Here is a 20,495-nt window from a genome sequence, read left to right as displayed (position 1 = left end):
GGGGCGGCTGCGTGCGTCAGCGGCGCAGGCTCAGAGCACTTCGGAGACGCGGCTGGCCATCAGGATGTTGGCGTGTAGCGTGTTCGTGGCTTCGTTGATCGCCTTCTTCGGCGTGTTGTGGTTGGTCAGCAGGCTCCACACCAGGTTGTCATCCACGCGGAAGCTGCACAGCAGCGTGTTGCGGGAGGCCAGCTTGAGCACCTGTGCTGCCGACAGGCTTGCCAGGATGTCGGCAGCCTCTTCGTTCAGACCCAGACGGAACACAGCTTCCGCCTTGTCCTGGCGGATCAGGGTCTGGGCCAGCATCAGGTAAGTGAGGTTGGCTTCGCGGATTTCAGCGAGAAGTTGTTCGGAGGTCATGGTCAATCCTTTCCAGTACCGGACCTTGCTGTCGCAGCGTGTGCTGCCTTGCGTGATCCGTTGAAATGGATTGTGAATTTGGGCCAAACAAAAATTAAGTCGGGGTTCGGCAATGCGTGGCGTCTGGTCGCGGTCACGGCTGTGTAGGAATTTGCCTTACAAGCCTGTCCGGGAGCGCCGTCGCTATTCAACTTCCCGGGCGGGGCTTCCCTCTGAAACCCCGTCAGTGCGCGATCCAGGCGCTGTACCCGGGGTTTCCGTGCCGTTGGGCAGGCCGGAATAGAGCCCTCCCGACTTTTACATTTCCACCAGGCCCCGACAGGCTGGAAAGAAGGCGAAAAACGGGGCTCATGCCGAAATTTCCACGCCGCATATGTGCTATGGATTTGTTAGCACGATGCCGCACACTGGTGCGGCGCAGGGGCTGCAGGGCGTGCAGCCCATGAAAAAACGGGCCGCAGCCCGTTTTTTCTTTCTTTTGTGGTGACCTGTTTCCGGTCTTCGTGGAGCGCTCTCTCGTGAGGGATCTACCAGGCGTGCCGTGGGCGCCGCTCAGTCCTCGTCGCCCATTTGCGACTGCAGGTAGTTCTGCACGCCCACCTGGCCGATCAGGGCGAGCTGTGTTTCCAGGAAGTCGATGTGCTCTTCCGTATCGTCCAGGATGCCCTGCAGCAGATCGCGCGAGACATAGTCCAGCACCTTCTCGCAGTGGGCGATGCCGGCCTTGATGGTGGCCTGGGCGCCGAGTTCGGAGCGCAGGTCGCATTCGAGGATCTCCGGGACGTCTTCGCCGACCTGCAGCTTCGCCAGATCCTGCAGATTGGGCAGGCCGTCCAGCATGAAGATGCGGTCCATGATCTTGTCGGCGTGCTTCATCTCACCGATGGACTCGTCATACTCCTTCTTGGCCAGCTTGTCGAAGCCCCAGTGCTTGAGCATCCGGTAATGCAGGAAATACTGGTTGATGGCCGTGAGTTCGTTCTTGAGCTGGGCCTGCAGATGGGCAATGACCTGATCGTCGCCTTTCATGGGGCTCTCCTGTAGTGTGTGGTTGCCCGCATTGTTCCTGATGCAGGTCATGCCCGGCAAGCCAAGTCCCCGTCCATGCGGTCTGCGTGCGTGTGATGCTGAGTCGCGTTCTTGTTTGAAGCCTGCTCCGCGCCATGCAAAGGGTTACGGATCGCAGTGCGGTTTTGAATAGTCTGGGTCAATTGAAATCATGTGTTCAATTAATTGGATTGATGGCGGGAATGGGCCTAGACTTCAGTCTTGTCTTTCAGTCCAACCCTCACCAAGGAAACAGCAATGTCCCTGATCAATACCCAAGTCCAGCCTTTCAAGACCGAAGCTTTCGTGAACCGCAACGGCAAGGGTGAGTTCATCACCGTGACCGAAGAGAGCCTGAAGGGCAAGTGGTCGGTGCTGATCTTCATGCCTGCAGCCTTCACGTTCAACTGCCCCACCGAGATCGAAGACGCGGCCGACAACTACGCCGAATTCCAGAAGGCCGGTGCCGAGGTCTACATCGTGACCACCGACACGCACTTCTCGCACAAGGTGTGGCACGAAACGTCCGACGCCGTGGGCAAGGCCAAGTTCCCCCTGGTCGGCGACCCGACGCACCAACTGACCAACGCCTTCGGCGTGCACATCCCCGAAGAAGGCCTGGCACTGCGCGGCACCTTCGTGATCAACCCCGATGGCGTGATCAAGACCCTGGAAATCCACTCCAACGAAATCGCCCGCGACGTGTCGGAAACCCTGCGCAAGCTGAAGGCTGCCCAGTTCACCGCCGCCAACCCTGGCCAGGTGTGCCCCGCCAAGTGGAAGGAAGGCGCCAAGACGCTGACGCCTTCCCTGGATCTGGTCGGCAAGATCTAAGCTCCGCGTTCTCGCAGAGCAGGGCGCCCCGGCGCCCTGGGCCGGACCAACGCATGGCGTGCGCGCCATGCCGTCCGGCTTTTTTTCGCCCGTTCGCCCCCATTTGTCATGGCGCAGTGCCGGCTCCTGGCGGCGCCTGTCAGATACATAACTCGAATTTACAAGGACACCACCATGCTCGACGACCAACTCAAATCCCAACTTTCCGCCTATCTGGAGCGCGTGACCCAGTCGTTCGAGATCGTGGCATCGCTGGACGGCAGCGAAACCTCCGACCAGACGCGCGAGCTGCTGGAAACCATCCAGTCCCTGCGCAGCGACAAGATCACCCTGCGCACCGATGGCGACGACGCCCGCAAGCCCTCGTTCACGCTGCAGCGCGCCGGTACCCAGACGAGCCTGCGCTTTGCAGGCCTGCCGCTGGGCCATGAATTCACCTCGCTCGTGCTGGCGCTGCTGTGGACCGGCGGCCATCCGCCCAAGGTCGAGCAGGACGTGATCGAGCAGGTGCAGGCCCTCGACGGCGACTTCGGCTTCGAGGTCTACATGAGCCTGACCTGCCACAACTGCCCGGACGTGGTGCAGGCCCTGTCGCTCATGGCCATCCTCAACCCCAAGATCCGCACCACCGTGATCGAAGGCGGCGCCTTCCAGCAGGAAGTGACCGACCGCGAGATCATGGCCGTGCCCATGGTCTTCCTGAACGGCCAGGTGTTCGGCTCCGGCCGCATGACCATTGAAGAGATCGTCGGCAAGCTCGACACCGGCGCAGCCCAGCGCGAAGCCGCCAAGCTGTCGGCCAAGGAAGCGTTCGACGTGCTGATCGTCGGCGGGGGCCCGGCCGGCGCTGCCGCCGCTGTGTACGCCGCCCGCAAGGGCATCCGCACGGGCATCGCGGCCGAGCGCTTCGGCGGCCAGGTGAACGACACGCTGGACATCGAGAACTACATCTCCGTCAGCAAGACCGACGGCCCCAAGTTCGCCGCTGCGCTGGAGCAGCACGTGCGCGACTATGAGGTGGACCTGATGAACCTGCAGCGTGCCAAGTCGCTCACGCCGGCCGCCACCGAGGGCGGCCTGATCGAGGTCGAGCTGGAGAACGGCGGCACGCTCAAGTCCCGCTCGGTGATCATCTCCACGGGCGCGCGCTGGCGCAACATGAACGTGCCGGGCGAGGAGCAGTACCGCACCAAGGGTGTGACCTACTGCCCGCACTGCGACGGCCCCTTGTTCAAGGGCAAGCGCGTGGCGGTGATCGGCGGCGGCAACTCCGGCGTGGAAGCGGCCATCGACCTGGCCGGCGTGGTGGCCCATGTCACGGTGCTCGAGTTCGCGGGCGAGCTGAAGGCCGACGCCGTGCTGCAGCGCAAGCTGCGCAGCCTGCCCAACGTGGACGTGATCCTCAACGCCCAGACCACCGAGGTGAAGGGCGATGGCAACCGCGTGACCGGCCTGAGCTACAAGGACCGCACGACCGACGAGCACCATGTGCTGGCACTGGAAGGCATCTTCGTGCAGATCGGCCTGCTGCCCAACACCGACTGGCTCAAGGGCACGGTGGAGCTGTCGCGGTTCGGCGAGATCGTGGTGGATTCGCATGGCCGCACCAGCGTGCCGGGCGTGTTCGCTGCGGGCGACTGCACCACGGTGCCGTACAAGCAGATCATCATCGCCGCGGGCGAGGGTGCGAAGGCCGCGCTGGGCGCGTTCGACCACCTGATCCGTACGTCCGCACCGGCCTGAGGGCCAGGCTGCGAGGCCTTGCCGCTCTGCGCCCTGAGGGAGCGCCCTGAAAAGGGCGCTCCCTTTTTTCTTGCACGCGCGCCCTTCGCGCCCGGGAATGGGTCTGCCTGTATTGATAACGATTCTCATATACTGGCGTCATCTGCCAGCCAAGGGCGGACCGCTGACACGGCGGTACGACCTGGAGCCAGCCTGGATACCGACCGCGGTCCGGTACGGCGCGGCCTCTCGGGGGGCGCATCACCGCCGCCGATCTCAGCCATTCCTTTTCCAGGAGCGCATCCATGTCCACGAACCCTGCCCCGTCCTCTGCCGATACCGAGGAATACAGCCTGCCCTGCGCCGAGGCGCTGCTGGCCGGCACCCTGGCGTTGATGACCGGGTATGCACAAGGCAGCAGCGACAGCCACCGCGACGCCATGGGCCGCAAGATCGTCGCCAACCTGCAGAACCTGTCGCAGCTCGACGCCCTGACGCCGCACTTCCGCACCATGCTCTGGAACCTGCAGGTGCGCTGGGCCACGCAGGCCGTCAAGCAGGCAGCGGCGCAGGAAGACGAGGAGGTGCGTGCGCAGCCCGCGGACCCTGGCCGGGCCCTGTGGCACGCCGCGCCCGAGTCGCTGCAATGACGGTGGCCCGAGGCGGGCGCGGCGCGAAGGGGCCGGCGCCAATGCAGTCGTCGTCCCCATCGCAGAAGACAGGCCCGCTGCTGCCGCACCCCGGTGCCCGGGCAGGTGCCACGGTGGCGGTGCGCGGCGTTCGCCGCTGGCGCGCGCTGTGCGCATGCTGCCCACCGAGCAGCGTCGAGGCCGGGGCTGGCCACGCTCCTCCGCCCGCTGGCTGAGAGGTCTAGGCCGAATTGCCGGCCGCACGCGCCATCCGGGCGTCGTTGTCTGTGTCGCGGTCTCTCTGAACAGCGGCGCGCCGATCCGCTACAGATGCACGGTCGCCGCCACCAGCCGGCCCACCACGGGGCGCACCAGCATCACGCAGCCGAAGGCCACCGGCATGGCCAGGGCATAGGCCTTGAGCACACGCTGCAGGTAGCCGGCGTCGATGCCGCCGCTTGCACCTACGATCACGCAGCACATCAGGAAGGCCATGATGCCGGCCATGTAGAAGGCGAACACGACGGGCGCGAAGCGCCGGTGCAGCTTGCGCGGCAGGCGTCCTATGCGGGGTGGGGCCGCATCGGCGGGCAAGGGCGTGGCTGCGGCGGAGGGGGGCACAGAGGTCATGCGATGGGGCGGGCCGGATGGCGCAGAAGGGTTGGGAGGGGCGGCCGGCGGGCTGGCGGAAGATCTGCTGCAGCAAGGTCGGCAAGACCCGCACTGTACGCAGCACGGCCGCCGCCCGGTAGCCGCAGGCGCCTTACGGCAATCGAAAGCTATAGTTGCGAATCGATTGCCTGATCATTCCAGTCTCATGCCGAATCTGCGCGCCATCGAAACCTTCGTGAAGACGCTGGAGGGCGGCAGCATCGCGTCCGCCGCACGCCAGCTCGGAATGAGCCCGGCCGCTGCCAGCCAGCACATCGCCCGGCTGGAGCGCGAACTGGGCACGCGCCTCATCACGCGCACCACGCGCTCCCTGGCGCTGACCGAGGCCGGCGAGCGGTACCTGGCGCGTGTCGCGCCGGTGCTGCAGCAGCTGGAGCAGGCGCAGTCCGATGTCTCGCAGCTGCACGGCGCACTGCAAGGCCGCCTGCGCGTGGCCTGCATGGCGGCCTTCGGGCGGCACGTGATGGCGCCGCTGCTGCCGGCGTTTGCGGCGCGGCATCCGCAGCTCAACCTCGATCTGCTGGTCGTCGACCGGCAGGTGGACGTGCTCAAGGAAGACGTGGACGTCAGCGTGCGCTACCGCGACGTGCTGGAGCCGGGCATGACGGTACGCCCCCTGGCCGCAGTGCCGCGCATCCTCTGCGCCGCGCCGGCCTACCTGCAGGCGCACGGCCGGCCCGAGACCGCGCAGGACCTGCTCGACCACGCCTGCCTGCTCTACCGCCGCGAGGCGGATGGGCGCTTCATGCGCTGGCCCTTCACGCGCGACGGTCAGCGGGTGGACCCGGCGCTGCGCGTGGCCGCCATCGGCACCGACGTCGACACCCTGGCTGAGATGGCCGCGGCCGGGGCGGGCATCGTGTGGCTCGGCGCCTTCATCGCGCACCGCTACGTGCGCCAGGGCCTGCTGGAGCCGCTGCGCCTGCGGCCCGCGCGGCGCGGTCAGCTGCAGTTCGACCCAGAGGCCACGCTCGATTTCTTCGCCTGCTTCCGCGACCGCCAGTACGTGCCCGCCAAGGTGCGGGCCTTCGTCGACTACCTGGTGGAGGTGCTGCCGCAGCAGCCGCATCTGCGCTGGGACGCCGGGACTTCAGGTGCCGCTGAGATTCAAAAAAAATAGCGTGTTGCGCTTGTCAGATAAGCGATTGGAATATTTTTCATTCCCAATCCCTTGATGGGAAAGCGCATCCAGCTATCGTTTTGATAACGGCCGCCGCGCGCAGTGGCGCGGGCCAGGCTCAGTACATCAGCCGTTCGGGCCGCACTTCCTGCAGGATGGTCGTGGCGATCTCTTCGATGCTCTTGGTGGTGGTGGACAGCCAGCGGATGCCCGAGCGCCGCATCATCGCCTCGGCCTCGGCCACCTCGTGGCGGCAGTTGGCCAGGTCGGCGTACTTGGAGCCCGGCCGCCGCTCGTTGCGGATCTGCGAGAGCCGCTCCGGCAGGATGGTCAGCCCGAAGATCTTCTTGCGGTGCGGCACCAGGGCCGGGGGCAGCTGCTTGCGATCGAAGTCCTCGGGAATCAGCGGGTAGTTGGCCACCTTCAGGCCGCACTGCATGGCCAGGTACAGGCTGGTGGGCGTCTTGCCCGAGCGCGACACGCCCACCAGGATCACATCGGCGCCGTCCAGGTCGCGGTGGCTCTGGCCGTCGTCGTGGTCCAGGCTGAAGTTGATGGCGTCGATGCGGTCCGTGTACTCCTTGCTCAGGCTCACGTCCGAGAAGCGGCCCACACGATGCAGCGACTTCACACCCAGTTCGGTCTCCAGCGGGCGGATGAAGGTGCCGAACATGTCCAGCAGCATGCCGCGGCAGCCCTCCTGGATGATGCGCAGCACGCTCATGTTCACCAGCGTGGTGAAGACGATGGGCTTCTTGCCCTCCAGCTCGGCCGTGTGGTTGATCTGGCGCACCACCTGGTGGGCCTTGTCCTCGGTGTCGATGAAGGGCAGGCGCACGTGGCGCGGCTTCATGTCGAACTGGGCCAGGATGGCATTGCCGAAGGTCTCGGCCGTTATGCCGGTGCCGTCGGAGATGAAGAAAACGGTGCGCGTGTGCATGGAAGCGGGGCTTTCGGGCCGCAAGGCCGGGGGCGCGCCGGGTAGGACAGGGCCGGCGCAGGAACGGGGCAACAGGCCAGCACGACACCGGATCGTCCCCCTACAATGGCGCCCATTATCCAAATTCTCACCATGCACCGCGGCGGCCCACAACCACAACAGCAAAGCCAGCAGCCGTGCATGGGCGCTCGTTCGACGATGGACATTCCGTCGGGCGCAGGCGCAGACCCGGTTTCAACTTCTGGAGCTTTCCCATGTCTGCACTGTTCGACGCGACCGCCTTGGTCGTTCCGTTTGAGAACCTGAGAATGACCGACGTCGAGTCGGTGGGCGGCAAGAACGCCTCCCTCGGCGAGATGATCTCCCAGCTGCCGCAGGGCGTGCGCGTGCCCACGGGCTTCGCCACCACGGCGCATGCCTTCCGCGAATTCCTCAAGCACGAAGGCCTCGCCGACCGCATCAGCCAGCGCCTGGCCACGCTCGACACCGAAGACGTGCGCGCCCTGGCCGCCGCCGGTGCCGAGATCCGCGGCTGGCTCGAAGCCCAGCCCTTCCCCGCCGACCTGGAGCAGGCCGTGCGCGACGCGTTCGCCAAGCTGTCCGAAGGCAATGCCGAGGCGAGCTTCGCCGTGCGCTCCTCCGCCACGGCGGAAGACCTGCCCGACGCCTCGTTCGCCGGCCAGCAGGAGACCTTCCTGAACGTCGTCGGCATCGAAGACGTGCTGCACAAGATGAAGGAGGTGTTCGCCTCCCTGTACAACGACCGCGCCATCAGCTACCGCGTGCACAAGGGCTTCGCCCATGACGTGGTGGCCCTGTCGGCCGGCGTGCAGCGCATGGTGCGCTCCGACAAGGGCGCGGCCGGCGTGATGTTCACCATCGACACCGAGTCCGGCTTCGAGGACGTGGTGTTCATCACCTCCAGCTACGGCCTGGGCGAGACGGTGGTGCAGGGCGCCGTGAACCCCGACGAGTTCTACGTGCACAAGCCCATGCTGGCCGCCGGCAACAAGGCCGTGATCCGCCGCAACCTGGGCTCCAAGCTGATCCAGATGGTGTTCGCCTCGGCCGAGGAAAAGAAGGCCTCGGGCAAGCTGGTCAAGACCACCGACGTGCCCACCGAGCTGCGCAACCGCTATTCGCTGACCGACGCCGAGGTGCAGCAGCTGGCCGAGTACGCCGTGGTCATCGAGAAGCACTACGGCCGTCCGATGGACATCGAGTGGGGCAAGGACGGCACCGACGGCCTGCTCTACATCTTGCAGGCCCGTCCCGAGACGGTGAAGAGCCAGTCCAAGGGCCAGGCCGAGCAGCGCTTCAAGCTCAAGGGCACCGGCACCGTGCTGGCCGAAGGCCGCGCCATCGGCCAGAAGATCGGCACCGGCCCCGTGCGCCTGGTGAGCGACATCGCCGAGATGGACAAGGTGCAGCCCGGCGATGTGCTGGTCACCGACATGACCGACCCCAACTGGGAGCCCGTGATGAAGCGCGCCAGCGCCATCGTCACCAACCGCGGCGGGCGCACCTGCCACGCGGCCATCATCGCGCGCGAGCTGGGCATCCCCGCCGTGGTGGGCTGCGGCGACGCCACCAGCCGGCTCAAGGACGGCACGCTGGTGACGGTGAGCTGCGCCGAGGGCGACACCGGCAAGATCTACGACGGCCTGCTGGAAACCGAGGTGACCGAGGTGCAGCGCGGCGAGATGCCGAAGATCGACACCAAGATCATGATGAACGTGGGCAACCCCCAGCTGGCCTTCGACTTCTGCCAGCTGCCCAACGAAGGCGTGGGCCTGGCCCGGCTGGAGTTCATCATCAACAACAACATCGGCGTGCACCCCAAGGCCATCCTGGACTACCCGGCCGTCGATGCCGACCTGAAGAAGGCCGTGGAATCCGTGGCGCGTGGCCACGCATCGCCCAAGGCGTTCTACGTCGACAAGGTGGCCGAGGGCGTGGCCACCATCGCCGCGGCCTTCTGGCCCAAGCCGGTCATCGTGCGCCTGTCGGACTTCAAGTCCAACGAATACCGCAAGCTCATCGGCGGCAGCCGCTACGAGCCGGAAGAAGAGAACCCCATGCTGGGCTTCCGTGGTGCTGCGCGCTACATCAGTGCCGACTTCGGCGAAGCCTTCGCCATGGAGTGCGAGGCGCTGCGCCGCGTGCGGGGCGAGATGGGCCTGACCAACGTGCAGGTGATGGTGCCCTTCGTGCGCACGCTGGGCCAGGCCGACCGGGTCACCCAGCTGCTGGCCAAGCACGGCCTGAAGCGGGGCGAGGCCGACCTGAAGGTCATCATGATGTGCGAGGTCCCCTCCAATGCCGTGCTGGCCGACGAGTTCCTGCAGTACTTCGATGGCTTCTCGATCGGCTCCAACGACCTGACCCAGCTCACGCTGGGCCTGGATCGCGACTCCGGCCTGGAACTGCTGGCCGCCGACTTCGACGAGCGCGACCCGGCCGTGCAGGCGCTGCTCAAGCGGGCCATCGGTGCCTGCAAGGCGCAGGGCAAGTACGTGGGCATCTGCGGCCAGGGCCCCAGCGACCATCCGGACTTCGCGCTGTGGCTGGCCGATGAGGGCATCTCCTCGATCTCGCTCAACCCCGACAGCGTGATCGATACCTGGCAGCAGCTGGCGGCGCGCTAGACGCCCCCTAGGCGCATGGCGCATCCGTCCCTGCAGCACCGGACCACGGAAGAGGGCGCCCCGATCGGCACGCCTTTTCCGCCCGATCTGCACGATGCGCGGCACCTCTGGCTGAAGGCCGGGCTGCTGGTGGTCTGGGCGCTGGTCTCCTTCGGTGCCTGCTACTTTGCGCGCGACCTGCAGTGGCCGGTGGGCCCCTGGCCCCTGGGCTACTGGATGGCAGCCCAGGGCGCAGTGCTGATGTTCATCGCCCTGGTGTTCCTCTATTGCTGGGCCATGAACCGCTTCGAGCGGCAGGACGCGCGTGCCGCAGCGGCCCGTGCCGCGGCGTCACGCGATGCCTGAAGACGCCGCGCGCGCCTACGCACGGCGGCTGCACCGCTTTCTGGTGCTGTATGTGCTCGGTGTGCTGGGGTTCCTGGCCGCCATGGCGTGGGCCGAATCCCGGGGGCTGTCGCGCCACTGGATCGGGCCGATCTTCCTGTTTCTCACCGTGATGGTGTACGCCGGCATCGGCGTGTACGGCCGCACGACGGACCCGGAGGAGTATTACGTCGCGGGCCGGCGCATCCCGCCGGTCTACAACGGCATGGCGGCCGCGGCGGACTGGATGAGCGCCGCTTCTTTCATCAGCCTTTCCGGCGCGCTCTACCTGCAGGGCTTCTCGGGGTTGCCGGCGCAGGCCGGCGGGCTGGCCTATCTGCTGGGCTGGACGGGCGGCTTCGTGCTCGTGGCCGTGCTCATCGCGCCGCACCTGCGGGCGATGAATCTCTACACCATTCCGGATTTCTTCCAGGTGCGGTTCGGGGGGCGCTGGCCCCGCGTGATCGCGGCACTGGCGGCGGTGCTGTGTTCCTTCACCTACGTGGTCGCGCAGATCTACGGCATCGGGCTGATCGCCTCGCGCCTCACAGGCGTGCAGTTCGAGATCGGCATCATGCTCGGCCTGGGCGGCGTGCTGCTGTGCTCGTTCCTGGGCGGCATGCGGGCCATCACGTGGACGCAGGTGGCGCAGTACGTGGTGATCCTGCTGGCGTTCATGATTCCCGTCTCATGGCTGGCCTACAAGCAACTGGGCAATCCGATGGCGGCGGCGGTGTACGGCGCGCAGATCGGCAAGATCACCGAGATGGAAGAGGCGCTGCTCGGGTCGCCCGCCGAACACCAGGTGATCGAAACCTACCTGCGGCGCGCCCGCGAGTACGAGGCGCGGCTGCAGGACGTCGGCGCGGCGCTGGAGCGCGAACGCGAGGCCGCGCGCGAGCGGGTACAGCAGCTGCGCGCGAGCAATGCCGACGTGGGCCTGATCGTCGCCGCCAGCCGCGAGCTGGCCTCCATGCCGCGGGACGAGGCGACCGCCCGCGAGCGCTGGACGCGCGAGATGCGCGACAACTACGAGCGGGCCAAGCCGCTGGGCGGGCTGCCGGCGCACAGCCAGGCCTTTGCGGGCGACCCGGACGGCACGCCGCAGGAGCAGCAGGATTACCAGAACGCGCGCCGCAATTTTCTCGCGCTGATGTTCTGCTTGATGGTCGGCACGGCCGGCCTGCCGCACCTGCTCACGCGCTATTACACGGCGCCGTCCGTGGCGGGGGCGCGCTCGTCCGTGGCCTGGTCGCTGTTCTTCATCGCGCTGCTGTACCTCAGCGCGCCCGCGCTGGCGGTGCTGGTGAAGTACGAGGTCATGAGCAATCTGGTGGGCAGCAGCTTCGACGCGCTGCCCAACTGGATGGCACAGTGGGCGCGGGTGGACACGTCGCTGCTGTCGGTGGAGGACGTGAACGGCGACGGGGTGCTGCAGTTCGCCGAGATCCGCTTCGGGGCGGACCTGATCATGCTGGCCACGCCCGAGCTGGGCGGGCTGCCCTACGTGGTCTCGGGCCTGGTGGCCGCGGGTGGTCTGGCGGCGGCGCTGTCCACGGCCGATGGCCTGCTGCTCACCATCAGCAATGCCCTGGTGCGCGACCTGTACTTCCAGGAGAGCCGTCGCAAGGCCACGGCGGAGCAGCGCGTGATCCTGTCCAAATTCATGCTGCTCACCGTGGCGCTCATCGCGGCCTTCGTGGCCGCGCTCAAGCCGTCCGAGATCCTGCCCATGGTGTCGGCCTCTTTCTCGCTGGCGGCATCGGCGTTCGTGCCGGTCATGGTGCTGGGCATCTTCTGGCGCGGCACCACGCGCCAGGGGGCGGTGGCGGGCATGCTCTCGGGGCTGGCCGTCACCGTGTACTACATGCTGTCGCATGTGGACGGCGTGCGGGCCCTGGTGCCCGGGCTGTTGCTGGTGGACAACCTCTGGTTCGGCATCCAACCGATTTCCGCGGGGGTGTTCGGGGTGCCGATGGGTCTGGCCGTAGCCTGCGTGGTGAGCGTGTTCACCCGGTCGGGTGCAGCGCCGGCCAGTGGGCCGGCCGCCGGAGGCCGGGCGCTGTAGGGGCCCGTGTCGGCGGCGGCCCATCAGCCGGGCTCCGGCATCGCCGCGGTTGCATGGGTTGCACGGGCGAGTACCCCATTGCACCCGCCGAGCGCAGGGATATGGGCAAACCCCATTCACAAATTGCTACAGGCGTGCCACTCTCCGCGCCTGCGAGCCCGGCGATGTCGGCGGCTGCCGCAGCAAGGGGTTCCCATGATTCTGCTCAAGACACCGGCCGGGCAAGAGGCCTTGAAGGACCGCCACGGCGGTCTCACTCCGCGCCAGCGTTCGGCCTTCATCCTGTTCGATGGCAAGCGCACGCTGGCCGAGGTGTTGGCGGCCACGGCGGGGATGGGCATCACCCAGGCCGACGTGGACGTGATGGTCGAACAAGGCCTGCTGGAGGCACCGGCGGTTGCCCTGGAGCCGACGACGGCGCTGGCCGCGGCGCAGGCCCCGGGCGGCGTCCGGTCCAGCCAGGAGCGCTACCAGACGGCCTATCCCATTGCCACCGAGCTGACGGCCGCCCTGGGCCTGCGCGGTTTCCGCCTCAATCTGGCCGTGGAAGGCGCCACCAGCTACGACGACCTGGCCGCGCTGGCCCCCAAGATCCGCGATGCCGTCGGTGCCGACCGGTACACGCGGCTGGAGCGCGCACTGTTCGCCTGAGCGGCCGCTCGGCAGCGGTGCTGCAGGCCGGTCCTGGCGTAAGCTCGGGCCACCGCGCGGTCCGGTGCTGCTCTTCCTCTTGCTGCAGCAGTGGCCGGTGTGGCGGCAAGGATGACTGACTGCATGTTCGTAAGCCTCGACACCTCCCTGATCCTGATGCTGCTGGCGATCGGCCTGGCCGGCGGCTTTCTGGCCGGCCTGCTCGGCATCGGGGGCGGCATGGTACTGGTGCCCTGTTTGGTGCTGGTGCTGGGCCGGCAGGGGTGTGGCCGGCGACGTGGCCATCAAGATGGCGATCGCCACCGCCATGGCGACCATCCTGTTCACGTCCCTGTCGAGTGTCTGGGCGCACCACCGGCGTGGAGCCGTGCGCTGGGAGATCGTGCGCGGGCTGGCGCCGGGCATCGTCGGCGGGGGGCTGCTGGCAGGGGCCGGCGCGTTCGCGGTCCTCAAGGGGCAGGTGCTGGGGCTGGGCTTCGGCCTGTTCGTCGGGTATTCCGCCTGGCGCATGTTCAAGGGCAGCACCAACCCGGCAGGGGCCCGCCAAGGGGTGCATGGCTGGCGCGGGCTGGGCGTCGTCGGCAGCGTGATCGGTTTCCTGTCGGGGCTGGTCGGGGCGGGCGGCGGTTTTCTGTCCGTGCCCTACATGACGCGCTGCAGCGTGCCCATTCACCAGGCCGTGGCCACCAGCGCGGCCCTCGGGTTCCCGATCGCGCTGGCCAGCGTGATCGGATACACCGCAAGCGGCTGGCACCTGCCGCCCGCAGCGCCCGGTAGCTGGGGCTACTTCTATCTGCCGGCGCTGACCTTGATCGTGCTGTGCAGCGTCTGCGCCGCACCGTGGGGCGCCCGCGCCGCCCACCGCATGAACGTCGTGGCGCTCAAGAAGGTGTTCGCCGTGCTGCTGGGCAGTCTGGCGGCCTACATGCTGTACCGCAGCAGCGTGGGGTTCTAGGACCGTCCACGCGATTGCACCGGCCACATCGCCGGCACGCAATCGGCCCCACCAAAAAAAAAGCGGCCCGCAGGCCGCTCTGGGGAGCCGACGGGCAGCGCTCAGCCGCCCACGCCCAGCAGTTCCACGTCGAACTTCAGCGTGGCATTGGGAGGAATCACCCCGCCGGCGCCGCGGGCACCGTAGCCCAGGGCCGCGGGGATGATGAGGGTGCGCTGGCCACCGATCTTCATGCCTTGCACGCCTTCGTCCCAGCCCTTGATGACCATGCCGGCGCCCAGGCCGAATTCAAAGGGATCGTTGCGGTCGCGGCTGGAGTCGAACTTGGCGCCTTGCTGGCCGTCGTTGTAGAGCCAGCCGGTGTAGTGCACGCGCACATGGTGACCGCGCGTGGCTTCGGCGCCTTCGCCGACGACGGTGTCTTCGTACTGCAGGCCGGAGGGGGTGGTGGTGAATGCCATGGAAGATCCTTGGATGGTGCTATGGAAAAGAGAGCTGTAACCGCACATCAGCCGTGCGCTGGAGCCCTAAAAAGACCAAACCCGCCGGGTGGCGGGCCGAGCGGGGCGGGTGACCGCCGGCAGCCGTCTTATTTCTTGACGCGGGCAGCGACCCAGCGGGTGGCGAAGGCCTGCACGTCCGAGAGGCGCTTGAGCAGGTCGACACCGGAGGGCGTCACGGTATAGCCGTCGCTGCCGTGGTCCAGCAGGCCGGCTTCGCGCAATTCCTTGATGCGGGTGTTGAGGGTGTTGGGCGTGATGCCGCCCACGCTGTCCTGCAGCAGACGGAAGGTCTGGGGGTGGCCATCGCGCAGGGCCCACAGCACGCGCAACGCATAGCGGCATTCGAGCTTCTCGAACAGCTGGTTGATGGCGGCGTTTTCCTTGGAGCTCATGGACGCTTCTCCTTGCTCAGTAGTAAGAACGTGCGGACCGCTGCACCGAACAGAGGAGCCCGCGTAAACGCTATCAATATAGCGTGTAAACGATTTTGCTACAAGTTTAATAGCTCTCGACGAAGGGCCTACTTGCGCCAGACTGTAAAAAACCGCGAAGGATGGCAACTGTTGCGGCGGTGCCACGCGGGTCCGATTGGTCCGGCGTACCGCCGCCGCCGCGTGATGAAAACGTGGGCTTGGAACAGCTTCTTAGAGCCCGTCCATACGCAGCGAGGCGCCCTCCAGGTGCTGCACCAGCAGCCGGGCGGCCGGCGCCAGCTGGGCCGCGTCGCGAAAGCAGATGGCGAAGCGCCGCTGCGCCCACGGGTCGCTCAGCGGCACCACGCGCACGCCGGTGGCTGCGGCAAACGGCTGGGCGACCTCGCGCGGCACCACGCTGATGGCCAGGTTGGCGCGTACCACGCGCAGGGCCGCGTCGAAGTTGGAGACGAACACCCGATGCGCCAGCGTCTTGCCCTCGACCGCCGCAGCCCGGGCCAGCAGCACCTGCACGGCGCTGAGCGCCGGCATGCTGACGAACTCGTGCTCCAGCACGTCGGCAAAGCGCACGCTGGGCTGCTGCGCGACCGGGTGACTGGGGTGCGCGACGATGGCCAGGTGATCGTTGCGGTAGCTGCGCGTCTCCAGGCCCTGCAGGTCGGCCGCATCCCAGCAGATGCCGACGGACGCGCTGCCTTCGCGGATGCCGCGCACCACTTCCGGGCTCACCCGCTCTTCCATGCTCACCTGGATGTCGCGGTGCGCCGGGTCGTGCAGGAAGGCGGCCACGTCCTCCGCCAGCGACTCGGCCATCACCGACGCAGTGACCAGCATGCGCACGTGGCCGCGGATGCCGGTGGCGAAGGCGGCCATGTCACGCTCGATACGGCCCACGCTGGCCAGCAGGTCCCGTGCATGCTCCAGCAGCGTTTCGCCTGCGGGCGTGGGGGCGACGCCGTGCCGCCGGCGCACCAGCAACGGCGTGCCCACCGTGTCCTCCAGCTGCGCCAGCCGCTTGCTCACGGCCGACCCGACGATGGCCTCCTGCTCGGCCGCGCGAGCGATGTTGCGGTGTTCGCAGACGGCGACGAACAGCTTCAGGGTATGCAGGTCCAGGGGGCGCATCGCGAGCTCACTCCAGGGTTTCCGTTTCGGAAGCTTAAGCCTTCTTAAATAGATGAAATGGGTGGGTTTGGAATTCCTAGAATGGTCCGTACAAGCATTCCACGGAGACCACCATGCTGCCCCCCGACACCGCGCCCAGCGCGCGTCCCTGTGCGATCGTGCGCGAAGTGGGCCTGCGCGACGGCCTGCAGAGCATCGCCACCATCGTGCCCACGGGCTTCAAGACGGCATGGATCGACGCCGCCTACGCCGCAGGCCAGCGCGAGATCGAGGTGGGCTCTTTCGTGCCTGCCCGTTTGCTGCCCCAACTGGGCGACACGGCCGAGGTGCTGGCGCATGCCAAGACCTTGCCGGGCCTGGTCGCCTCGGTGCTGGTGCCCAACCTGAAAGGTGCCGAGCGCGCCATCGACTGCGGCGCCGACCTGATGGTGGTGCCGCTGTCCGCCAGCCAAGCCCACAGCCTGGCCAACCTGCGCAAGACGCCGGACGAGGTGGTGGCCGAGGTGGCCCGCATCCGCGCCGCGCGCGACGCCGCCGGCAGCCGCACGCTGATCGAGGGTGGGGTGGGCACGGCCTTCGGCTGCACGCTGCAGGGCGACGTGGCCGAAAGCGAGGTGCTGCGCCTGATGCAAGCGCTGCTGGACGCCGGCGCCGACCGCGTCAGCCTGGCCGACACCGTGGGCTATGCCGATCCGGCCAGCGTGGAACGTCTCTTCGGCAAGGCCCGCGCCCTGGTGGGCGAGCGCCTGGCCTGCGCCCACTTCCACGACACGCGCGGCATGGGCCTGGCCAATGCCTACGCCGCTTGGCGGACCGGCGTGACCCGCTTCGATGCCTGTCTGGCCGGCATCGGCGGCTGCCCGCATGCGCCGGGGGCAAGTGGCAACGTGACCACCGAGGACCTCGTCTTCATGCTGGAGCGCATGGGCGTGGCCACCGGGCAGGACGTGGCCGCCCTGCTGGTGCTGCGCCAGCGGGTGGCCGGATGGCTGCAGGGCGAGACCCTGCACGGTACGCTGTGGCAGGCCGGCCTGCCGAAGACGGCGGCGCCCGCCGCCGCTGTCGTGCCGGTCCCGGCCGCCCCGGCCACCCTGGCCGCCATCTCCGCCTGAGCGGCCCGCGCGTCCTCTTTTTTCTGCCGATCAAACCTGCCATGCCATCTGCCGCCACCGACAACGCCTCCGCACACCCCGCAGACAACGCCGCTGCCCGCCTGCCTCTGGCGGGCCTGCGCGTGGTCGAGTTCACCCACATGGTCATGGGCCCGACCTGCGGCATGGTGTTGGCCGACCTGGGCGCCGAGGTCATCAAGGTCGAGCCCGTGGACGGCGACCGCACGCGCCACCTGCTGGGCGCGGGCGCGGGCTTCTTCCCCATGTTCAACCGCAACAAGAAAAGCATTGCGCTGGACCTGCGCAAGCCCGAGGGGCTGGAGGTGGCGATCCGCCTGGCCGCGTCGGCCGACGTGGTGGCGCAGAACTTCAAGCCCGGCGTGATGGCCAAGTACGGGCTGGACTACGCCGCGCTCTCGCGCCTGAACGAGCGGCTGATCTATGTGAACCACACCGGCTTTCTGCCCGGCCCCTACGAGCACCGGACCGCGCTGGATGAGGTGGTGCAAATGATGGGTGGCCTGGCCTACATGACCGGCCGCCCCGGCGACCCGCTGCGCGCCGGCAGCAGCGTGAACGACATCATGGGCGGCATGTTCGGCGCCATCGGCGCCATGGCGGGGCTGATGCAGCGCGGCGTGACCGGGCGAGGGCAGGAGGTGGACTCCGCCCTGTTCGAGAACAACGTGTTCCTGGTGGGCCAGCACATGATGCAGTACGCCGTCACCGGCCAGCCTGCGGCCCCCATGCCCGACCGCATCTCGTCCTGGGCGGTGTACGACGTCTTCAGCGTAAAGGACGGCGGGCAGATCTTCCTGGCGGCGGTGAGCGACGCGCAGTGGCTCACCTTCTGCGGCGCCATGGGCTACGCCGACCTGCAGGCCGACCCTGGCCTGGCCACCAACAACGACCGCGTGCGCGCCCGTGCCACGCTGCTGCCCGAACTGCGCCGCCGCCTGGCCCTGCACACGGCCGAGGAGCTGGCCGCGATTTTCGAGCGCCATGGCCTGCCGTTCGCGCCGATCGCACGGCCGGAGCAGCTCTTCGACGACCCGCACCTGAACGCCACCGGCGGCCTGGCCGACGTGACGCTGCCCGACGGCGAACGGGCCGGCAGCACGGCCCGGGTCACGCTGCTGCCGCTGCGCCTGGGCGGCCAGCGCATGGGCGTGCGCCTGGACCCGCCCCAGCTGGGCCAGCACACGCAGGAACTGCTGGCCGGCCTGGGCTACACACCGCAGGCCATCGCCGCGCTGCACGAGGTGGCCGCCGTGGCCTAGCAGCCCACGCACCCGCGACCGCAGGCCGTCACCTGCGGCCGCCAACGGTGGGGGGCACCCAGCGCGGCCGACGATCGAGCAGCCCCCGAACAGATCGATAACGACAACGGAGACAAGACATGACGCACCCCCTTTCCCCTTCTTCGGCCACCGGGCGTTCTGCGGTGTCCGATCGCGTGCCGGTCCGCCGCCGCCATCTGCTGGCCGGCGGTGCAGCCGTGCTGGGCGCCGCTGCCATCGGCCGGCCGGGCCTGTCGTGGGCCCAGCCGCCCGGTGACAAGCCGCTGCGGGTGATCCTGCCGCTGTCGGCCGGCTCGGGCGCGGACGGCGCCATGCGCGCCATCAGCAACAGCCTGGCCAAGGCGCTCGGCCAACCGGTCGTGATCGAGAACCTGCCCGGTGCGGGCGGCGTCACCGGCACGGCGCAGATCGTGCGCGCGCCCAAGGACGGCTCAGTGATCGGCGTGGTCTCCAACAACCATGTGGTGAACCCGAGCGTGTACCGCAACATCCCGTTCGACTCGCTGGCCGACATCACGCCCATCACCATCCTGGGCGCCACGCCCTTCGTTCTGGTGGCCCACCCCGGCGTCCCGGCGAAGAACGTGCAGGAGCTCATCGCCTACGCCAAGGCCAGGCCTGGCACGCTGAACTACGGCTCGTCCGGCAACGGCACCATCCTGCACCTGGGCGCGGCCATGTTCGTGGACCAGGCCCAGCTGGCGATCCAGCACATCCCGTACAAGGGCATGGGCCCGCTCATGAACGACGTGCTGGGCGGCCAGGTGCAGCTGGCCGTGGTGGCCGTCGCGCCGGCGGCGGCACACATCAAATCGGGGGCGCTGCGGGCGATCGGCGTGACGACGGCCACGCGCGTACCCTCGCTGCCGGGCGTGCCCACGATCGCCGAGCAGGGCGTGGCCGGCTTCGAGCTGGAGGGATGGATCGCGCCCATCGGCCCGGCCGGCCTGCCCAAGGCCGAGGTGGACCGGCTGTACGCGGGCTTCAAAGCTGCGATGGCGATGCCCGAGGCGCGCGATGCGCTGGTCGCCCAGGGCTACGAGATCAAGCTCACGCCGCCGGAGGCCGCCGCCGCCTTCTTTCGCAGCGAGGCCACGCGCATGGCGCAGGTGGTGAAGGCGGCGCGCGTCAGCATCGATTGACCGGATGCTATTTAAATGATAGCTATGTGCGCTTATGTATAGGGCGCTAGAGGCCGATTGGGCTTGGATTTGAAGGGCCTGCGTGCGCGTGCAGCGTAGCGCTTTCCTCCTTTGCAGGAGGGCAGGTAAAGAATTTGTAAATGCAATTCATTATTATTTAGGCGCACTAGAATCCGCGCTTCGCCAGTGGCCCGCCCGCTGCGCGTCCCGCCGTGATTCCAGCATTGGTGCGCCCGCATGCCCCCTTCCTCCCCCGACGCCCGCCGCCGATCGTATTGGCTCAAGATCCTGCACGAATGGCACTGGGTCAGCTCCGCGCTGTGCCTCGTCGGCATGCTGCTCTTCGCGGTGACCGGCTTCACCCTCAACCACGCGGGGCAGATCGAGGCCAAGCCGCGCGTCACCAGCCTGCAGGCCACCGTGCCTGCGCCGGTGCTGGCCGACGCGCAGCCGCCCGCGGGCCGGGATCGCGCGCCGCTGCCCGCGGCGCTGCAGCAGTGGGCCCAGGCGCAATGGCAGATCGACACGGCCGGGCGCGACGCCGAATGGTCGGCCGACGAGGTGTACCTCTCGCTGCCGCGCCCGGGCGGGGATGCCTGGCTGCGCGTGGGCCTGGCCGACGGCGCGGCCGAGTACGAGCGCACCGACCGGGGCTGGATCTCCTACTTCAACGACCTGCACAAGGGCCGCCACACCGGCGCCGCATGGAGCTGGTTCATCGACCTCTTTGCCGCCGCCTGCCTGGTGTTCTGCCTCACCGGGCTGTTCATTCTGAAGATGCATGCGGGCAACCGGCCCTTCACCTGGCCCATGGTGGGCGCGGGGCTGGTCGTGCCGTTGCTGCTGGCGCTCCTGTTGATCCACTGAAC

19 protein-coding genes and 1 pseudogene are annotated in these 20,495 nt (G+C 67.9%); 13 read left to right on the top strand and 7 right to left on the bottom strand.

Annotated elements, in window-relative coordinates; genetic code table 11:
• Positions 1 to 30 precede the first annotated feature (30 nt).
• Both flhD and bfr read right to left on the bottom strand, forming a co-directional pair.
• Entirely contained in the window at positions 31 to 360 is a 330-nt protein-coding gene (flhD, locus tag QE399_RS19205; RefSeq protein WP_309831307.1) for a flagellar transcriptional regulator FlhD, read from the bottom strand.
• A 552-nt stretch (positions 361 to 912) separates the two neighbouring features.
• On the bottom strand, positions 913 to 1,389 hold the full coding sequence (gene bfr, locus QE399_RS19200) for a bacterioferritin (protein WP_309831305.1): 477 nt from the start codon (positions 1,387 to 1,389) through the stop codon (positions 913 to 915).
• 276 nt (positions 1,390 to 1,665) lie between these two features.
• On the opposite strand from bfr, the gene ahpC reads away from it, so the two are divergent.
• From ahpC to QE399_RS19185, 3 genes are all read left to right on the top strand, one after another.
• Positions 1,666 to 2,241 (top strand): alkyl hydroperoxide reductase subunit C, encoded by a 576-nt coding sequence (ahpC, locus tag QE399_RS19195; protein WP_309831304.1) that lies wholly within the window; start codon positions 1,666 to 1,668, stop codon positions 2,239 to 2,241.
• Positions 2,242 to 2,415: 174 nt separating this feature from the next.
• Complete coding sequence (gene ahpF / locus QE399_RS19190; RefSeq protein WP_309831301.1) at positions 2,416 to 3,984, top strand: alkyl hydroperoxide reductase subunit F; 1,569 nt, start codon at positions 2,416 to 2,418, stop codon at positions 3,982 to 3,984.
• 284 nt (positions 3,985 to 4,268) lie between these two features.
• A complete protein-coding gene (locus QE399_RS19185; protein WP_309831299.1) occupies positions 4,269 to 4,613 on the top strand; it encodes a hypothetical protein in 345 nt (114 codons plus the stop codon).
• A 303-nt stretch (positions 4,614 to 4,916) separates the two neighbouring features.
• Here the strand turns inward: QE399_RS19185 and QE399_RS19180 are convergent, their stop codons facing one another.
• Complete coding sequence (locus QE399_RS19180; RefSeq protein ID WP_309831296.1) at positions 4,917 to 5,222, bottom strand: DUF2798 domain-containing protein; 306 nt, start codon at positions 5,220 to 5,222, stop codon at positions 4,917 to 4,919.
• A 187-nt stretch (positions 5,223 to 5,409) separates the two neighbouring features.
• On the opposite strand from QE399_RS19180, the gene QE399_RS19175 reads away from it, so the two are divergent.
• Complete coding sequence (locus QE399_RS19175; protein WP_309831295.1) at positions 5,410 to 6,384, top strand: LysR family transcriptional regulator; 975 nt, start codon at positions 5,410 to 5,412, stop codon at positions 6,382 to 6,384.
• 118 nt (positions 6,385 to 6,502) lie between these two features.
• Here the strand turns inward: QE399_RS19175 and ppsR are convergent, their stop codons facing one another.
• The gene (gene ppsR / locus QE399_RS19170; RefSeq protein ID WP_309831293.1) at positions 6,503 to 7,324 is read right to left on the bottom strand and encodes a posphoenolpyruvate synthetase regulatory kinase/phosphorylase PpsR; all 822 of its coding nucleotides are present in this window, start codon (positions 7,322 to 7,324) and stop codon (positions 6,503 to 6,505) included.
• 254 nt (positions 7,325 to 7,578) lie between these two features.
• Between ppsR and ppsA the strand changes: the two genes are divergently transcribed.
• From ppsA to QE399_RS19145, 5 genes and pseudogenes are all read left to right on the top strand, one after another.
• Complete coding sequence (gene ppsA / locus QE399_RS19165; protein WP_309831291.1) at positions 7,579 to 9,972, top strand: phosphoenolpyruvate synthase; 2,394 nt, start codon at positions 7,579 to 7,581, stop codon at positions 9,970 to 9,972.
• Positions 9,973 to 9,987: 15 nt separating this feature from the next.
• Positions 9,988 to 10,317 (top strand): DUF4212 domain-containing protein, encoded by a 330-nt coding sequence (locus tag QE399_RS19160; protein ID WP_309831289.1) that lies wholly within the window; start codon positions 9,988 to 9,990, stop codon positions 10,315 to 10,317.
• Positions 10,310 to 12,403 (top strand): VC_2705 family sodium/solute symporter, encoded by a 2,094-nt coding sequence (locus QE399_RS19155; RefSeq protein WP_309831287.1) that lies wholly within the window; start codon positions 10,310 to 10,312, stop codon positions 12,401 to 12,403. The genes QE399_RS19160 and QE399_RS19155 overlap by 8 nt, the downstream gene beginning before the upstream one ends.
• A gap of 195 nt (positions 12,404 to 12,598) precedes the next feature.
• Positions 12,599 to 13,054 carry a hypothetical protein gene (locus tag QE399_RS19150; protein WP_309831285.1) on the top strand — a complete coding sequence of 152 codons (456 nt, stop codon included), beginning with the start codon at positions 12,599 to 12,601 and terminating at the stop codon, positions 13,052 to 13,054.
• A gap of 123 nt (positions 13,055 to 13,177) precedes the next feature.
• Positions 13,178 to 14,009, top strand: a pseudogene (locus QE399_RS19145) (sulfite exporter TauE/SafE family protein).
• 101 nt (positions 14,010 to 14,110) lie between these two features.
• On the opposite strand, the gene QE399_RS19140 reads toward QE399_RS19145, so the two are convergent.
• From QE399_RS19140 to QE399_RS19130, 3 genes are all read right to left on the bottom strand, one after another.
• Positions 14,111 to 14,470 (bottom strand): FKBP-type peptidyl-prolyl cis-trans isomerase, encoded by a 360-nt coding sequence (locus QE399_RS19140; protein ID WP_309831282.1) that lies wholly within the window; start codon positions 14,468 to 14,470, stop codon positions 14,111 to 14,113.
• 128 nt (positions 14,471 to 14,598) lie between these two features.
• Entirely contained in the window at positions 14,599 to 14,904 is a 306-nt protein-coding gene (locus QE399_RS19135; protein ID WP_309831280.1) for a winged helix-turn-helix transcriptional regulator, read from the bottom strand.
• Between the two features lie 252 nt (positions 14,905 to 15,156).
• Positions 15,157 to 16,071 carry a LysR family transcriptional regulator gene (locus tag QE399_RS19130; protein ID WP_309831276.1) on the bottom strand — a complete coding sequence of 305 codons (915 nt, stop codon included), beginning with the start codon at positions 16,069 to 16,071 and terminating at the stop codon, positions 15,157 to 15,159.
• A 113-nt stretch (positions 16,072 to 16,184) separates the two neighbouring features.
• Between QE399_RS19130 and QE399_RS19125 the strand changes: the two genes are divergently transcribed.
• The 4 genes from QE399_RS19125 (at position 16,185) to QE399_RS19110 (ending at position 20,493) form a co-directional block, all read left to right on the top strand.
• Positions 16,185 to 17,183, top strand: a complete 999-nt coding sequence (locus QE399_RS19125) for a hydroxymethylglutaryl-CoA lyase (RefSeq protein ID WP_309831274.1) — start codon at positions 16,185 to 16,187, stop codon at positions 17,181 to 17,183.
• 41 nt (positions 17,184 to 17,224) lie between these two features.
• Entirely contained in the window at positions 17,225 to 18,463 is a 1,239-nt protein-coding gene (locus QE399_RS19120) for a CaiB/BaiF CoA transferase family protein (protein ID WP_309831272.1), read from the top strand.
• Between the two features lie 119 nt (positions 18,464 to 18,582).
• Positions 18,583 to 19,626, top strand: a complete 1,044-nt coding sequence (locus QE399_RS19115; protein ID WP_309831270.1) for a tripartite tricarboxylate transporter substrate binding protein — start codon at positions 18,583 to 18,585, stop codon at positions 19,624 to 19,626.
• A 237-nt stretch (positions 19,627 to 19,863) separates the two neighbouring features.
• Positions 19,864 to 20,493 (top strand): PepSY-associated TM helix domain-containing protein, encoded by a 630-nt coding sequence (locus QE399_RS19110; protein WP_309831268.1) that lies wholly within the window; start codon positions 19,864 to 19,866, stop codon positions 20,491 to 20,493.
• The last annotated feature ends 2 nt before the right edge of the window (positions 20,494 to 20,495 follow it).

Origin of the sequence: Paracidovorax wautersii (assembly GCF_031453675.1) — a bacterium.
Classification (GTDB): Bacteria; Pseudomonadota; Gammaproteobacteria; order Burkholderiales; family Burkholderiaceae_C; genus Paracidovorax.
Note: the sequence above shows the minus strand (reverse complement) of the source record. Positions and strands in the feature narration are given on the sequence as shown.

Coding starts and splice junctions, on each gene's coding strand:
- QE399_RS19130 (WP_309831276.1), bottom strand. CDS start 16,071: ATGCGCCCCCTGGACCTGCATACCCTGAAGCTGTTCGTCGCCGTCTGC.
- QE399_RS19115 (WP_309831270.1), top strand. CDS start 18,583: ATGACGCACCCCCTTTCCCCTTCTTCGGCCACCGGGCGTTCTGCGGTG.
- QE399_RS19160 (WP_309831289.1), top strand. CDS start 9,988: ATGGCGCATCCGTCCCTGCAGCACCGGACCACGGAAGAGGGCGCCCCG.
- bfr (WP_309831305.1), bottom strand. CDS start 1,389: ATGAAAGGCGACGATCAGGTCATTGCCCATCTGCAGGCCCAGCTCAAG.
- QE399_RS19120 (WP_309831272.1), top strand. CDS start 17,225: ATGCCATCTGCCGCCACCGACAACGCCTCCGCACACCCCGCAGACAAC.
- QE399_RS19175 (WP_309831295.1), top strand. CDS start 5,410: ATGCCGAATCTGCGCGCCATCGAAACCTTCGTGAAGACGCTGGAGGGC.
- ppsA (WP_309831291.1), top strand. CDS start 7,579: ATGTCTGCACTGTTCGACGCGACCGCCTTGGTCGTTCCGTTTGAGAAC.
- flhD (WP_309831307.1), bottom strand. CDS start 360: ATGACCTCCGAACAACTTCTCGCTGAAATCCGCGAAGCCAACCTCACT.
- QE399_RS19180 (WP_309831296.1), bottom strand. CDS start 5,222: ATGACCTCTGTGCCCCCCTCCGCCGCAGCCACGCCCTTGCCCGCCGAT.
- QE399_RS19135 (WP_309831280.1), bottom strand. CDS start 14,904: ATGAGCTCCAAGGAAAACGCCGCCATCAACCAGCTGTTCGAGAAGCTC.
- QE399_RS19125 (WP_309831274.1), top strand. CDS start 16,185: ATGCTGCCCCCCGACACCGCGCCCAGCGCGCGTCCCTGTGCGATCGTG.
- ahpF (WP_309831301.1), top strand. CDS start 2,416: ATGCTCGACGACCAACTCAAATCCCAACTTTCCGCCTATCTGGAGCGC.
- QE399_RS19110 (WP_309831268.1), top strand. CDS start 19,864: ATGCCCCCTTCCTCCCCCGACGCCCGCCGCCGATCGTATTGGCTCAAG.
- QE399_RS19140 (WP_309831282.1), bottom strand. CDS start 14,470: ATGGCATTCACCACCACCCCCTCCGGCCTGCAGTACGAAGACACCGTC.
- QE399_RS19155 (WP_309831287.1), top strand. CDS start 10,310: ATGCCTGAAGACGCCGCGCGCGCCTACGCACGGCGGCTGCACCGCTTT.
- ppsR (WP_309831293.1), bottom strand. CDS start 7,324: ATGCACACGCGCACCGTTTTCTTCATCTCCGACGGCACCGGCATAACG.
- QE399_RS19150 (WP_309831285.1), top strand. CDS start 12,599: ATGATTCTGCTCAAGACACCGGCCGGGCAAGAGGCCTTGAAGGACCGC.
- QE399_RS19185 (WP_309831299.1), top strand. CDS start 4,269: ATGTCCACGAACCCTGCCCCGTCCTCTGCCGATACCGAGGAATACAGC.
- ahpC (WP_309831304.1), top strand. CDS start 1,666: ATGTCCCTGATCAATACCCAAGTCCAGCCTTTCAAGACCGAAGCTTTC.